The organism is Legionella impletisoli (assembly GCF_900639875.1).
Taxonomy (GTDB): domain Bacteria; phylum Pseudomonadota; class Gammaproteobacteria; order Legionellales; family Legionellaceae; genus Legionella_A; species Legionella_A impletisoli.
In genome coordinates this window covers 132,118-145,814 of sequence record NZ_CAAAIA010000001.1, presented here as the reverse complement: position 1 = coordinate 145,814, position 13,697 = coordinate 132,118, and the positions used below count along the sequence as shown (strand labels likewise).

Here is a 13,697-nt window from a genome sequence, read left to right as displayed (position 1 = left end):
GCGTTACTGGAGTAAGGGATCAGGAATGAGGTGGTTAGAAAAGCTTATAAATTGGGGAAAAAGGATGTTACAGAAAGACCCCTTAACGGCTGTAACTGACTATTCCTACCAAACCATGCATTATCTCTTTGAACAAAGTAAAGCGCTGCCGAATGTAACCAAATCTTTTGTTGCTCACGACTCGACAAAAACAGCTGCAAAACATATTTTAAGGATTACCTATGAGGACTTAATTCCATTAGTTTTAGTCACTTATGGCAATCAGATTATTCAAGAGCATGGCAACGCATATCTTTCTGAGGAAAATGACCAATTCACTTTTCCAGGAACACTTGTTTTGCAAACAGGGTTGCACCTGCTTGAGGTTGCCACCTGGCTATTTAAAGTTCGTAAAAATTCTCAACTCTTTGTTCGAACGGCAATTGTTACGTTAGAAGCCCCCCTTTTGTTCAATCAAAATCGCTCATCCCCGCTCATGACGATTTGCAGTGATGCGCATTGCTCAACATTGCGCTTTGTTCAAGGATCATTAAGAGATATCGTGACCTACTACTCTACTGAACTGGCCATCTACTCTATTCGGTATCTTCCATTTGCAGGGAATCTATTAGCTTCCTTTCTTTCAACGTACCATAATGGTCGTTATTTGGTCTCTGTTGCGTTGCCTGAAATGTGTAATCGCCATCAGGTGCTCTATTTGAGTCAGCACTCTGAATTAGCATTATCTTTAGGTATAGGACATGCCCTAAGTGCTAGGGTAATTAATAGCGTGTTAGAAACACTCACGAGGATCCCTCAATCCTACTACGCCAGTACCATTGAACAACTTCTGTTCATCTCTCATATGAACGTGGCAGCTCATTTAACCTTACCTAATCCACCGATTACCCTAACGCGCAGAGTCCCCGATCCCATTCACTTATTTCAATCAACGATAGGATTCGTCTTTGATGCTTTACTTGTTGGATTAAAAACAAAAGTGCCTTCTCTTTTACCAGGAAATCAAGTTGGAGGCTTAAAGCAAGCCATAAAAAATCTTCCTTGGGAAGAAGTTCGCGCCTTACATCTGTGGGTAATTACCAACCCTAAAGCTCGAATATTTTTACCTAAGCTATTACACGATCTACCTTCTTTTTTAAATGATCCCATTATAAAATCCAACTGGCCTGCACTTAAACAATCCTTTCTTACTGTACTAAACACGCTTGAGTCATTAAGTCAAAACCGTACCATTCGATTATCAAGTTATATACCCGGAGTGACGAGTGCTCTTGCTGAAAAAGTTTCAGGAACGCCGAGAGTCATCACCAGTCTAGGCCTACAACTCATTACTGATCCGGAGTTTATAAATGTAGTTGTCTATTTAAAAGCACGGATTGAACAACTAGCACAACTAGAACAACCACGAAATCATACTGAGATAGAGCTATCCGTTTGGGAAGATTATATTGTGGTGGAACGTGAGGAAAGCACTCCAGTGAGTCACAATAATGCATTGACTTCCTCTCGCTACAGGTTGCACAGCTCTATATCGAGCTCGCCAGATACGGAGGGATGGGAGTTTGTAGATCATGAACCGTACTGCTCAAGCCAATCTTAAATCTTATTAAGTCGAAACCAATATAATGTTAATAACGTCGCTGCATCGCGTATTATTCCTTTATCCATCCATTGATAAGCTTTTTCTTTAGAAACAATATGCGTTTTAATTGCCTCATCCTCCACGCCATAAACGCCCGGCTCAGGAATTTTGCTTAGCTCAGAGTAAAATAAATGCGACTTTTCGGACAACATCCCAGGGCTTTTATACACAGTTGAAATTGAAACCAAATGATTAGCTTCGATTCCTGTTTCTTCGTTGATTTCTTTATAGGCTGTTTCTTCTGGAGTTTCACCTTCTTCAATCGTCCCTGCAACACATTGAAATAAAAAAGGATCATCACCGGTTGAATTCGCAAAGACGCCAGGTCGAAATTCTTCGCAAAACACAAAGCTATCAATCTTAGGTGAATATAAAAGTACATGAACCGAGTCAGATGTCACTACAACTTCTCGCGACTGACGAATGGATGTTGATTTATTCGAATCGGGGTTAGAAATCTCAAAGGTATACTGACATAATTTCAAATACCCGTCATATTGAATATATTGATCAAGTATCTCTACCTGGTTCGTCATCATTATCGTCCTTAATCGTTTGGGATACCACCATGAGTCTTATCCATGTTATGCACTAAGATCGCTAGAGGCTTAGATAAGCCTCTGTAGTTAAACTCGTGTTTAAGTCGATACTACTTCTTTTTAAACTTTTTAATGTGTTTAATTAAACGTTTTTTATGTTTAATCTGCCGTTCGGATAATTTATTTTTTTTGTTCTTGTAGGGGTTTTCCCCACCTTTGAATTCAATTTTAAGCGGTGTACCAATTAAATTAAGCTGCTCTGTGTAGGAATTAATTAAATAACGCTTATAACTGTTTGGTAAGGATTCAAGCTGATTGCCGTGAATCACAATAATAGGAGGATTATGCCCCCCAGCATGAGCATAGCGCAACTTAATGCGTCGCCCTTTGACAAGCGGAGGTGCATGTTGTGCTACGAAATCCTGAAGCAAACGGGTTAATTTAGGGGTAGAAAAAGATTGCATGGCTGAGGAATAGGCTTGACCAATATCTTTAAACAAATGTCCGACGCCTGTGCCATGCAAAGCAGAAATAAATCGAATCTTAGCAAATTGGGCAAACTGCAACCGCCGGTTAATCTCCGCTTTAATATGATCTTTATGTTCTTCATCCAGACCATCCCATTTATTAATCGCAATCACTAAGGCTTTCCCAGCCTCAATAATAAACCCCAATAAATGCAAGTCTTGATCCGTTAGTCCTTCTTTTGCATCGACTATTAACAAACAAACCTGAGACTCTTTAACAGCCTGTAAGGTTTTAATAATTGAAAACTTTTCAATTTTTTCATCAATTCGACCACGACGCCTGACACCAGCCGTATCGATTAAAACATACTTTTGATCATCGCGTTCAAAAGGAATAGCAATGCTATCACGTGTTGTGCCAGGCATGTCATAAACGACAACGCGCTCTTCGCCAAGCATTCGGTTAATTAAGGTAGATTTACCAACATTAGGTCTTCCCACAAAAGCAATCTTGATAGAATCGCTATCCTCGCTCGTTTCTATTTCTGTTTCAGGAAAATCCTCGGTGACGATAGATAATAAACTCCCTATTCCTCGATTATGAACTGCAGAGATCGCATGTACTTCAGGAAATCCAAGGGCCTGGAATTCTGCACGAGCGACTTCCTCATTAATTCCATCTGTTTTATTAACAACTAAGTAGACTGACTTATTAATTTTTCTTAGGCGAGCAGCAATGTCTACGTCAACTGGTGTGAGACCTGTACGTCCGTCCACGAGGAAAAAAATGATATCAGATTCGATAAGGGCAACATCCGATTGCTTTGACATTAAAGCATCCACATCCAGATCTTCAACGCCAATGCCCCCAGTATCCACTACAATGTAAGACTTATTATGATACAAAGCATCGCCGTATTGTCTATCACGTGTTAGCCCAGGGAAATCAGCCACTAAAGCATCTTGTGAATGTGTCAAGCGATTAAATAAAGTGGATTTCCCAACATTAGGACGACCAACCAAAGCAATTACCGGGATCATACTTTAGCTCACTGTCAGCTGATTTAACAATCCATTGCCAGTCATAACATAAAGATTATGTCCAGAGACAATAGGGCCAGTATAAATTGGACCATTTAATTGTTTTCGTGAAAGAAACTCACCGTTTTGGGTGGAGAGCACATGCAATAATCCAGTTTTATCGCCAATTAAGAGCCGGTTACCCATTAACACGGGTTCAGTAAGTGAGCGCGCTTTTAAAGCAGGCTGCTTCCAACGCACACGCCCATTTTTAAGGTCAAAAGCCCAAACCACATCATCGCTGTCAGCTAAATAAAGCGCCTGATCATCGAGTGCAATATTCTTATAGGTTGAAGCTGGCTTACGCCATATAAATTGGCCATCGACCAGAGAAAAAGCACCAACATATCCTTGATAAGTAGCAAGATAGGCTACACTACCACGAACAACTGGATCCGCATCAATGTCCACTAAGCGCTCTACATCACTTGACCCACTGGCATATGCTATGCCTCGTTGCCATAATAATGCACCGGTTTGAAGATCGACGGCATCAAGCTTGCCATCAGAGTAACCAACGAGTGCCAGCTTATCTAGCACCACAGGTGTGGAGCTTGCTTTTAAAACCAAATTGGGTGCACCATGATCAACCACCCAATCTTCAGAGCCATTTTGTAGATTTAAACCATGGAGATGGCCATCGATAGTTTTGACGATTACTTTGTCCTGTGCGATCACTGGCTTTGCAAGCGCATCACCTGAAACTTCAGTAGACCAGAGTTGCTTCCCAGTTTTTTGATCAAGTAAAACCACATTCGAAGCATTAGTGCCTACAGCAAGATATCCCTGACCTAGTGCAGGACCACTCACAATACCTTCTTTTAGTTGAGTAACCCACAATGGCTTCGTGGTTGCTTTATCGAGAGCTTGAATCACGCCGCTGTTATCGGCGGTATATACAATATTATCCTGGATTGCTGGTCTTAATTTTAAATATATTGATGCTTTTGAGCCACTTCCGACTTGAGTTGACCATTTCTGCACAAGTTGTACTTTAGACTTGAGCGGCTCTAATGCTTCAGGCTTGGGTGTATTGTCTTTTCCAAGCATGTAGTCATCAACTTTTGAACATCCTTGCAGGATACACAAAACACTAAAAAGCATTAAACTTTTTTTAATCATATTAACTCTTCTAACCTCTAAATCCAGCTTCTAAGCAGCTTGCTTCAATTCTTCATCGGTATTTAAAGAATGGGTAAATGCCGCGAGTTCATTGGTTTTCATTTCCAGGAAAAGATTACCTATTCCTTGCGATTGAGACTCATTAATTGCTTTGCGATAAGCAGCAACCGCTTGCGGATACTTTCCAGTTGCGGCATAAATGTCTCCTCTAAGTTCATTAATCACTGGCTTATACGAGGCATCAATAACAGGCTCTAGTTTATTAATTGCTTGGTCGTATTGTGCTTGTGATAATAAGATTCTAGCTAAACGAATTTTGGCTACTTGCTGTAAAGCGGGCATTTTAGATTTATTTGCAACCTGTTGAAGTTGTTCTTCAGCATGCTTAAATTTTCCATTGGTCACAAATAACTTCGCTAACGTCATGCGCGCAGCATCTGCATAGACCGTATCGTTGTATTCTTTTATAAGTTGGTTCGCATAAGAATGTATTTTTTTATTGTCTTTATTTGAAAAGGCAACCATTAAATGCTCATAGGCAACAGAGGCTTGTTGAATCTTTTTTCCCTGATGCCAAGACCAATACTTATACCCGGCTATCGCGAGTAAGATTAAAGAAATGGTAACGATTATTATATTGCTGTATCGCTTCCACCAGCGCTTAATGGCTTCTATCTGTTCTTCTTCTGTCATGTATACGGACATGTGAAACTCCTACCCTATTGTAAATAGGTTTGTATAAATTGCACCAGATCGTCTTGTGGGATGACTCTCTGCTCACCTTCTTGTCTCAAATCTTTCACACCAATTATGTTTTGATCCATTTCTTCTGCACCAAGAATTAACGCGAATCGCGCACCGCTTTTATCCGCTTTTTTAAACTGGCTTTTAAAACTTCCACCGGTGGTATTCACAATAAATTGTGTGCTGCGCGCATCATTGCGTAAATTCTCGGCTAACGCAAGTGCGCGCTCAGTGGCAGCTTTTCCATCGGCAATAAAATATGCCAAAGGCGTTGCTCGATTTACGAGCTCTATGGACAGCTTTTTTTGTAGCAGTATCAAACGCTCTACACCCATCGCAAAGCCAATACCAGGTGTAGGCTTACCACCGATTAATTCAACTAATTTATCGTATCGTCCGCCTGCACAAACAGTTGCCTGGCTTCCTAATTGGTCAGTAACCCATTCAAACACCGTGTGACCATAATAGTCTAACCCCCGAACTAAGGTGGGATTAATCGTAAATTCAACTCCAAGCTCATTCAAGCCACTGCACAGTGCTTCAAAGTGCTGCTTACTTTCAGGCCCTAACTCATCAATGAGCTTTGGAGCTTTAGCAATAAGTGCTTTCATATCTGGATTTTTGCTGTCTAGAATACGCAAAGGATTTCTTTCCAGACGTCGCTGACTGTCTTCATCCAGCACATGATAATGTTCTTTAAAATAGGCAACCAATTTATCACGATATTGCTGACGCTCTTGCAATTCGCCCAATGAGTTAATCTCAAGCTTCACTGCCTCTTGAACGCCAAGATATTGCCACAATCGCTTACAAATTAATATTAATTCTAATTCAATATCAACCCCTTCTATTCCCAAAGCTTCGACACCACACTGCACAAATTGACGATAGCGGCCTTTCTGCGGTTTTTCATGACGAAACATTGGGCCATAGTACCAAAGTTTTTGCTGTTGATTATGAAGTAATCCATGTTCAAGACATGCTCGTACACAGCCTGCCGTTCCCTCTGGTCTTAAGGTAAGACTATCCCCATTTAAATCCGTAAATGTATACATTTCCTTTTCAACAATATCCGTTACTTCGCCAATGGTTCGTTTAAACAATTGGGTACTCTCTACTATAGGAAAACGGATTTCCTGATAGCCATATTGTTTTAAGCAAGCTGCAAAGGAGTATTCAAGATACTGCCATAAATAGGTTTCATCAGGTAAAATATCATTCATTCCACGAATGGCTTGAATTTTGTCACTCACTCAAACTCTCCGACTTACTATATTGTGAACTGGAAAGTAAAGAGCGCATTTTTGATAAATCCGTCAGTCGAACTTCTGATCCAGATTGGTTTTCCACAGCCTTATTACCTTCTGAGTTAGAGGAGTAAAAATGTTCATTGTCTTTATTCTTATGCCACCAAAGCGATACGGCTATAATCACTCCTGCAGCAAACGCGATGGTTAGCCATTTAACTGCATGCTCAGCCAAATTAGAAGAATGTCTGCGGCTTTGCCAGAGTGCTTTATCGCTCTTTTTATCCGTTTTTCCAAGACGATTAAAGGCTTTCAGTAAAGGCTCAGCGTCTAACTCCAATAATTTTGCGTAAGCACGAATATAGCCTTTGATAAAAACTGATTCAGGCATATGTTCATAATCATCTTCTTCTAAAAGCTCAATCACACGTACGCGTAAGTGCAACTTACCAGCCACATACTCTCTGCTGAACCCTTTTGCTTCACGAACGGCGGCTAATTGCGAACCTGGCATATCAACACTGTGTTCTTCTATTTCTTCAATGGTTGTTGTATTCATTTTTTGCTCCGGAATTGTCAGAGAACGTATTTAATTGCAGTAACCGTTGCTTATAATTTAGTTCGAGTTCTGATTGACCAATATTGTTTGCGGCTTCTGCAGCAATCTTGAGTAACGTCGTATCATTCAATGCGATTTTAGGATATTTTTGTAAATTAGCCAGCACTTCCTGATATTGATCTTGTTTCATTTCTAAATTAACCAATTCATACAACGATTGCTTGCGGGAAGGGTCTTGCTCTAATGCTCGTGAAAAATAATGCTTGGCTTTGGGGTAATCTGGAATTTCCAAAGCACAAAGGCCTGCATTTTCATAAGCTGCCGCGGTATTTTCATATTTCACATCTTTAACCGCTTTAGCAAAATACTCTTCAGCGTGTTTATATTCGCCTTGTCGGCATAAAAATGTTCCGTAATTATTTAACTGGGCTCCACTTCCGGGTGCCAAAGACATGGCTTTTTTATAATAAGTTCGAGCTTCGTTGATGTCGCCGGTTTTTTCAAGAAAATATGCCATGGCGGCATTTACTCCGGGAGAATCCGGTGCTTGGGAAAGCGCCAGAAGAAGCTTTCGCTTAGCCCTGGGAGGATTTCCTTGTTTTAAATAAGCGAGCCCTAATTGGGTATTAAAAGACGCCGCATCGGCTCGATTGTATTCTTTACTAATCGGTTCATCAGCAGGGTCTTTATTTTGCTGACACGCTACGAGTAAAAACGCTGTAATGATGAACAATAAATACGTTTTCAATCCTGACTCTCAGTGTATTGAAATGGTTGGTCATTATAACCGTGATTCAAGATGCATTCAAAAAAGATTTGGTTTCATTTTACTAGGGCACATTGAACTCAGGTATGTCGCGTATCTCCTATGCACTAGCTAGAATAAGATGAATTCATTATTGTTTAGAAGATTGCGCTTCGCCGTTCGCAGAGTCAATTGGCTTAAAATGAAGTTTTTGCCATCTTTGAGAGCGACTCGTTCTATCTTTTACTTCACCTGCAAGCTGGCCACAGGCTGCATCAATGTCATCACCACGGGTCTTTCTTGTAATGGTATTAATACCCTTAGCCATTAAACGGTCCCGAAAAGAGTCGATCGTTTTTTTTGATGATCGTTCATACTGGGTCATGGGAAAAGGATTAAAGGGAATTAAATTAACTTTTGCAGGCACATTACTTAATAATTTAATCAATTGGTCCGCATGTTCAGGCTGATCGTTCACACCTTTTAGCATAACGTATTCAAAGGTAACTTTTCGCTTGGGTTCATGTTTAAAATAATGACGACAAATATCCATTAATTGTTTAAGCGGGTATTTTTTATTAATCGGCACTAAAATATTGCGCAGCTCATCGGTCGGAGCATGAAGCGACACGGCTAAAGAAACGGGACTAACCTCTCGTAAGCGTTCCATTTCAGGGATAACCCCTGAAGTACTTAAAGTAACTCGACGTTTAGATAACCCATAAGCAAAATCATCCATCATAATATCCATGGCAGCCACCACATTATCAAAATTGAGTAGTGGCTCTCCCATTCCCATCATGACCACGTTCGTTACTTTTTTATCATGCATGCCCTGTTGGGATGATAATTCTCGCACTGCAAACCAAACTTGACCAATAATTTCCGCGGTCGTTAAATTTCGATTAAATCCTTGTTTTGCCGTAGAACAAAAACTGCAGTTAAGTGCGCAGCCAACCTGAGATGAAACACAGAGGGTTCCTCTGGTCTCTTCAGGAATATAGACCGTTTCAATACAATTGCCGCAATCCAACTTTAAAAGCCATTTATGAGTCCCGTCGTGAGATTTTTGGCAACTTACTAATTCTGGCAAGCGAATTTCGGCTTTTAAACTTAATTTTTCGCGTAACGATTTGCTAAGATTGCTCATATGAGAAAAATCAGACAAACCAACTTGATGAATCCATTGCATCAATTGTTGTGCACGATAAGGCTTTTCACCGCAATCGTCCATAAATTGACGCATTTGCGAGTAATTGAAGTTCAATAAGTTAATTAAGTTACTCATCACTACAACTCATATTAATTTGCCTCAAGCGCTATTTAAAGCAAGGGCGCTTAGAAGTATGGCATTAAGTTAATTTTGTCCTTTGTATGTAAACACTAGCTAATGCATGCGGCTCTCATACAAAGGACAAACTCATCAACTTTTTAGCTACGTAGGCAAATTTCGTGTGGCTCAAAAAAGAACTGAATTTCTTGGGCCGCGGTTTCTTTGCTGTCTGATCCATGAACTGCATTCGCATCAATGCTCTCAGCAAAGTCAGCGCGAATAGTGCCTGGTGCTGCTTCTTTAGGGTTTGTCGCACCCATAATTTCACGGTTTTTCGTAATGGCGTTTTCACCTTGTAAAACTTGAATCATCACCGGACCAGAAATCATAAAATTAACTAAATCATTAAAAAATGGTCGCTCTTTATGAACTGCATAAAAACCTTCGGCTTGTTCGCGAGTTAACTGCATCATTTTCGCAGCAACAATGTTTAAACCACCTTCTTCAAACCGTGTATAAATCTTGCCAATGACTGATTTAGCCACTGCATCTGGTTTAATAATAGACAAAGTTAATTCGGTTGTCATGGTAACTCCAGTATATGATTGATAAAAAACACGCATTATACACGAAATAAACACATACTGGCTAGGAGCTTAGAGTCAAGCGTTAGAAACGAACATTTCCTGACTCTTTACTTTGTTACTCACCGAGATGAGCATTGAATTGCAAGGCTTCAAGGTTTTCTTCAAGTCGGTCGGGGTTTGGTCTGTAATCAGGAAGATTAGAGAGCAACTCATTTACCCTTAAAATCATATCGTAAAATTGAGTACGCATGTTTCGAATAGTGATAAGCATATCATCGCACTGTTCTCTATATCCCTCTAATGCTTGATCCAGCTCATGACTGTAGTTTAGAAAAGATTGCAGCAATTGACTTAATTGCTCTTTTTCTTGATTATCTAGCTGATGACCTAGCTTTTCAGACAGACTGGCCCAAAAGGATGAGTCGTGAGCCAGCATATTGTTCTCGCTCTCTGGATAATGAGCAATTGCCGATTGCATAGACTTTTTGATCTCAGCAACGCTTTTATCATGAATGAAGGTTTTTTTAACTTGTTCAGATACTGCCTGAAGAGCTTGTTGTAACCCTTTAGCAAGCGATATTAAACTCGCTTGGCTATCGGCAATCAATCGTTTATGAGTCGTTTCATGTTCTGAAAATTCATCATTAAGTCGTTTTAGATTATCACGTTCCTCTTCTAAACTCTCTCGAACACTTGCACCAGGCGCATCTTCTGGTTTATCGGCTTCGCCAGATAACAAGTAACCAACAAAGAGCTTTTGAGTATAACTTTGATAATCAGTGGCTTGCTGCATAATAATCCCGGTATATACATGTTTTAAAGGGATCCGAAGCAATTTATAATACACATTATGGGGATTTTTAACGGCGCTGATTAAATCCTTATGTTCAAATCGAATATTAAATCGTCCCAAAATTCGTTCGGCAGTTAGTAAGCCGTAGGTTGAAAACCACTGTTCGAGTTCGGTATCTTTATTTTCATTTTTCATAATGTATTAGTGAAGGTTATAATAGTATTTTTTATAAAGTATAGCTTATCTATGTTTGCCACAGAAACTAATGATTTTCAAACACTTTCTCATTTTTTAGGGCTACCTACACCAAAAGAGTGGCTAGATCGTGCAGTGATTGAACTGCCGTTGCTATTAGTTGATCACGCTCATTGTGAGCGAAAGGCTGCCGTAACGGCTATTAATTTTATGAGTAAGTACCCGGAGAAAGCCGAGTTAGTTCGTGTGATGTCACCTTTGGCACGAGAAGAATTGTTGCATTTTGAAAAAGTGATTCAGTTGCTAAAAAAGAAAAATATTAAATTCGGTCCTTTAAAACCTTCTTCTTATGCAACCAAATTGCATCAAGCAGTAACCAAAAATGCAGGCCATGCGAGATTAAGCGATCAGTTAATTATTGGAGCAATTATTGAGGCCCGTTCTTGTGAACGCTTCCAACTGCTTGCGGCAGCTATTACTGATTCAGCTCTCTCTAGATTTTATTTATCTTTGGCTAAATCTGAAGCACGTCATTTTGAAGAGTATCTAAGACTAGCTACCTTGTACGAAAACGATATTACTACGCGAGTTAAACTCTTTTTGGATATTGAAAACGAAACGATTGCATCATATGACACAACCTTTCGCTTTCATAGTGGAATTCCAATCTGAATCTGAACTATAGTTTTCGTTTTTAAAGAGCTAATCGTACCGAGACGCGCACTCACGTTAGGGTTTAGGGCTCGTTGATTGTTCCTCTTCGGGCTGTTCAGAATCGGGCTCAGGTTGTACACCATGGTTATCAGCTAATTTTCTAAGTTCTCCTAGCTCACCTTTATGACGGTGTACGGTTTGGAGATTTTTTAAATGTTTCCTCTCGTCACACCAACTTTTGAAAGATGCCCATCCTTTCTGAGTTAACTTAAGTGAAGCAATAGCTTCATTGAGTTTTCTGCAAGACACTAGGATCTGGCTCATCACCGCAGTCCAGCTATCGAACCCTTGCATCCCTCGCTCAATTAACCTTTTAGTGTGTTCGTGCACTTCATCCCAGAGCTTATTGACTTCTTCTTCATTAATATCTAAGTCGGCTTTACGTTCTTTTGTCCGAGTTTGAGATTCTTGATATTTTGCTTGCATCTTTTTATCTAAAGCTTTAAAAAGTGCTTCCAATTCGGCCTGCTGCTTTTTCGCTATTTGCTCTTGTGACTCAGTCATGTTTTCTGGTAATGGTACATTCCCCATAACGCCCCCTAGAACCGATCAAAATAAAAACCATTTGACTTATCATAACACAATAGATGCGGGATGTCATCCCAATCGCTTAAAACAATCTGCTTGTAAGTGGTTTGTTTTGCCTCATGATATTTGATTTCAGGCTTATGAATATGGCCATGAATTACAATTTCGACTTTATTACGGTCCATTTCACGAATCATCGCTTCAGGAACAATCTCTAATTCATAATCCGATTTGTTAGATTGCTGACTATGTTGTCGAACACCCAATACGATTTTTTCTCGAAACTTCAAAGGCATAACTTGAAAAAGAGTAAAAAAGATGCGATTTCTAGTTAGACGGCGTAGCCACTGATGAGCAACATCTCTCAGACAATATTGATCCCCATGAGTCAATAAAATCAATTCTTGATTCAATTTCAGTACGTGAGGATCTGTTAGAATCGTAATGTTAGCGAGTTTAGCAAACTGTTGTCCTATTAAAAAATCACGGTTCCCTCTGAGGTAGGAAATTTGAACCCCCTGTCTTGTTAACCAGGCTAAACGATGAGCAATTGATTCACTCCAGCCATCTAAAGCATCATCTCCTGGCCAGGCATGAAAAAAATCACCCAGAATGAATAATCGGGATGTATGGTGAGAAGCCCAATCGATAAACCGAAAAAATCGCTCCGTAATGTCAGGTTGCTCTGGATTTAAGTGCAGGTCGGAAATGAATACAGCATCTATCATACTGGCTCGATTTGAATTTGATCGTCCTGAAGATATATTTGACAAGGACCAGCGATGGGTTTTATAGCATCACTTAAACGATAAAATCCTGCAATGGATACCAACTCAGCTTCCAGTGACTGGCAGAAAATACGGGCATTTTTATTGCCATTGATCCCCGCTAATGCTCTTCCTCTTAATGCACCGTAGACATGAATATTACCATCCGCTAATAACTCTGCACCATTACTGACTGCCGCGGTAATCACCAAATCGCCTTTACAAACCATTTGCTGCCCGGAACGTACAGGAACGGTAATCATTTTATTCACAATTTGAGGAGCTTTATTTGATTTTGAAGAAACCGGCTCATTCATAATCGGCTTATCATGACTCGATGACGCATTCATGACGGCTAATCCTTGTAATTGAGCGATGGTCTCAAGCATTGGATCTCCACCTTGAACAGCGACCGGAACTAATCCGTTCTCACGAGCACATTGACAGATCGCATTTAAATCTAAATTCATATCGTTTAGTTGTGAGCAATCTAAAATAACGGGGGTATGCTTGAATAGATTGGGAGCTTTTGCCACGACTTCAGAAAGTTGTTCAGCAAATAATTCCGTTTCACAACTTAAAAGACTTAATACCGTTAAAGTATACAATCTTCCCTTTAATTTAAACGCTTGTGTTTTCAATGCATTATCGTTCATAGTCGCAATATCCAACGCCATCTTTTTTGTTTATACTAT

General features: G+C 40.0%; 15 protein-coding genes. 2 read left to right on the top strand and 13 right to left on the bottom strand.

Translation table 11 applies throughout. From position 1 onward, the window contains the following. Positions 1-64 precede the first annotated feature (64 nt). Positions 65-1,600, top strand: a complete 1,536-nt coding sequence (locus E1O41_RS00685; protein ID WP_131775384.1) for a hypothetical protein — start codon at positions 65-67, stop codon at positions 1,598-1,600. Here the strand turns inward: E1O41_RS00685 and E1O41_RS00680 are convergent. The 10 genes from E1O41_RS00680 to E1O41_RS00635 form a co-directional block, all read right to left on the bottom strand. After that, on the bottom strand, positions 1,597-2,181 hold the full coding sequence (locus E1O41_RS00680; RefSeq protein ID WP_131775383.1) for an NUDIX domain-containing protein: 585 nt from the start codon (positions 2,179-2,181) through the stop codon (positions 1,597-1,599). The two genes, E1O41_RS00685 and E1O41_RS00680, sit on opposite strands and share 4 nt — an antisense overlap. Before the next feature lie 110 nt (positions 2,182-2,291). Further along, a complete protein-coding gene (der, locus tag E1O41_RS00675) occupies positions 2,292-3,689 on the bottom strand; it encodes a ribosome biogenesis GTPase Der (protein ID WP_131775382.1) in 1,398 nt (465 codons plus the stop codon). A gap of 3 nt (positions 3,690-3,692) precedes the next feature. After that, on the bottom strand, positions 3,693-4,850 hold the full coding sequence (bamB, locus tag E1O41_RS00670; protein ID WP_131775381.1) for an outer membrane protein assembly factor BamB: 1,158 nt from the start codon (positions 4,848-4,850) through the stop codon (positions 3,693-3,695). 30 nt (positions 4,851-4,880) lie between these two features. Continuing rightward, positions 4,881-5,555 (bottom strand): YfgM family protein, encoded by a 675-nt coding sequence (locus E1O41_RS00665; RefSeq protein ID WP_131775380.1) that lies wholly within the window; start codon positions 5,553-5,555, stop codon positions 4,881-4,883. A 14-nt stretch (positions 5,556-5,569) separates the two neighbouring features. Next, positions 5,570-6,847, bottom strand: coding sequence for a histidine--tRNA ligase (gene hisS, locus E1O41_RS00660; protein WP_131775379.1), 1,278 nt, complete (start codon positions 6,845-6,847; stop codon positions 5,570-5,572). Next, positions 6,840-7,400, bottom strand: a complete 561-nt coding sequence (locus E1O41_RS00655) for a helix-turn-helix domain-containing protein (RefSeq protein WP_131775378.1) — start codon at positions 7,398-7,400, stop codon at positions 6,840-6,842. The genes hisS and E1O41_RS00655 overlap by 8 nt, the downstream gene beginning before the upstream one ends. Then, entirely contained in the window at positions 7,381-8,148 is a 768-nt protein-coding gene (pilW, locus tag E1O41_RS00650) for a type IV pilus biogenesis/stability protein PilW (RefSeq protein WP_188668151.1), read from the bottom strand. Before pilW ends, E1O41_RS00655 begins: the two co-directional genes overlap by 20 nt. Before the next feature lie 148 nt (positions 8,149-8,296). After that, positions 8,297-9,433, bottom strand: a complete 1,137-nt coding sequence (rlmN, locus tag E1O41_RS00645; RefSeq protein WP_131775377.1) for a dual-specificity RNA methyltransferase RlmN — start codon at positions 9,431-9,433, stop codon at positions 8,297-8,299. Between the two features lie 143 nt (positions 9,434-9,576). Next, the gene (ndk, locus tag E1O41_RS00640) at positions 9,577-10,005 is read right to left on the bottom strand and encodes a nucleoside-diphosphate kinase (protein ID WP_131775376.1); all 429 of its coding nucleotides are present in this window, start codon (positions 10,003-10,005) and stop codon (positions 9,577-9,579) included. Positions 10,006-10,120: 115 nt separating this feature from the next. Further along, positions 10,121-10,993, bottom strand: coding sequence for a hypothetical protein (locus tag E1O41_RS00635; protein WP_131775375.1), 873 nt, complete (start codon positions 10,991-10,993; stop codon positions 10,121-10,123). A 51-nt stretch (positions 10,994-11,044) separates the two neighbouring features. On the opposite strand from E1O41_RS00635, the gene E1O41_RS00630 reads away from it, so the two are divergent. After that, positions 11,045-11,665, top strand: a complete 621-nt coding sequence (locus tag E1O41_RS00630; protein WP_131775374.1) for a MiaE family protein — start codon at positions 11,045-11,047, stop codon at positions 11,663-11,665. Positions 11,666-11,722: 57 nt separating this feature from the next. Here E1O41_RS00630 and E1O41_RS00625 read toward each other — a convergent pair whose 3' ends face one another. From E1O41_RS00625 to minC, 3 genes are read right to left on the bottom strand one after another with little or no spacing between them, the layout of a single operon-like run. Further along, positions 11,723-12,238, bottom strand: a complete 516-nt coding sequence (locus E1O41_RS00625; RefSeq protein WP_131775373.1) for a hypothetical protein — start codon at positions 12,236-12,238, stop codon at positions 11,723-11,725. Positions 12,239-12,246: 8 nt separating this feature from the next. Further along, positions 12,247-12,963 (bottom strand): UDP-2,3-diacylglucosamine diphosphatase, encoded by a 717-nt coding sequence (locus tag E1O41_RS00620; protein ID WP_131775372.1) that lies wholly within the window; start codon positions 12,961-12,963, stop codon positions 12,247-12,249. Continuing rightward, on the bottom strand, positions 12,960-13,658 hold the full coding sequence (minC, locus tag E1O41_RS00615; protein ID WP_131775371.1) for a septum site-determining protein MinC: 699 nt from the start codon (positions 13,656-13,658) through the stop codon (positions 12,960-12,962). Before minC ends, E1O41_RS00620 begins: the two co-directional genes overlap by 4 nt. Between the last annotated feature and the right edge of the window lie 39 nt (positions 13,659-13,697).

Excerpts from the sequence above, each read along its gene's own strand:
- E1O41_RS00620 (WP_131775372.1), bottom strand. The coding sequence starts at position 12,963 with ATGATAGATGCTGTATTCATTTCCGACCTGCACTTAAATCCAGAGCAA.
- rlmN (WP_131775377.1), bottom strand. The coding sequence starts at position 9,433 with ATGAGTAACTTAATTAACTTATTGAACTTCAATTACTCGCAAATGCGT.
- E1O41_RS00680 (WP_131775383.1), bottom strand. The coding sequence starts at position 2,181 with ATGATGACGAACCAGGTAGAGATACTTGATCAATATATTCAATATGAC.
- E1O41_RS00625 (WP_131775373.1), bottom strand. The coding sequence starts at position 12,238 with ATGGGGAATGTACCATTACCAGAAAACATGACTGAGTCACAAGAGCAA.
- E1O41_RS00685 (WP_131775384.1), top strand. The coding sequence starts at position 65 with ATGTTACAGAAAGACCCCTTAACGGCTGTAACTGACTATTCCTACCAA.
- der (WP_131775382.1), bottom strand. The coding sequence starts at position 3,689 with ATGATCCCGGTAATTGCTTTGGTTGGTCGTCCTAATGTTGGGAAATCC.
- E1O41_RS00635 (WP_131775375.1), bottom strand. The coding sequence starts at position 10,993 with ATGAAAAATGAAAATAAAGATACCGAACTCGAACAGTGGTTTTCAACC.
- minC (WP_131775371.1), bottom strand. The coding sequence starts at position 13,658 with ATGAACGATAATGCATTGAAAACACAAGCGTTTAAATTAAAGGGAAGA.
- E1O41_RS00630 (WP_131775374.1), top strand. The coding sequence starts at position 11,045 with ATGTTTGCCACAGAAACTAATGATTTTCAAACACTTTCTCATTTTTTA.
- E1O41_RS00665 (WP_131775380.1), bottom strand. The coding sequence starts at position 5,555 with ATGTCCGTATACATGACAGAAGAAGAACAGATAGAAGCCATTAAGCGC.
- bamB (WP_131775381.1), bottom strand. The coding sequence starts at position 4,850 with ATGATTAAAAAAAGTTTAATGCTTTTTAGTGTTTTGTGTATCCTGCAA.
- ndk (WP_131775376.1), bottom strand. The coding sequence starts at position 10,005 with ATGACAACCGAATTAACTTTGTCTATTATTAAACCAGATGCAGTGGCT.
- E1O41_RS00655 (WP_131775378.1), bottom strand. The coding sequence starts at position 7,400 with ATGAATACAACAACCATTGAAGAAATAGAAGAACACAGTGTTGATATG.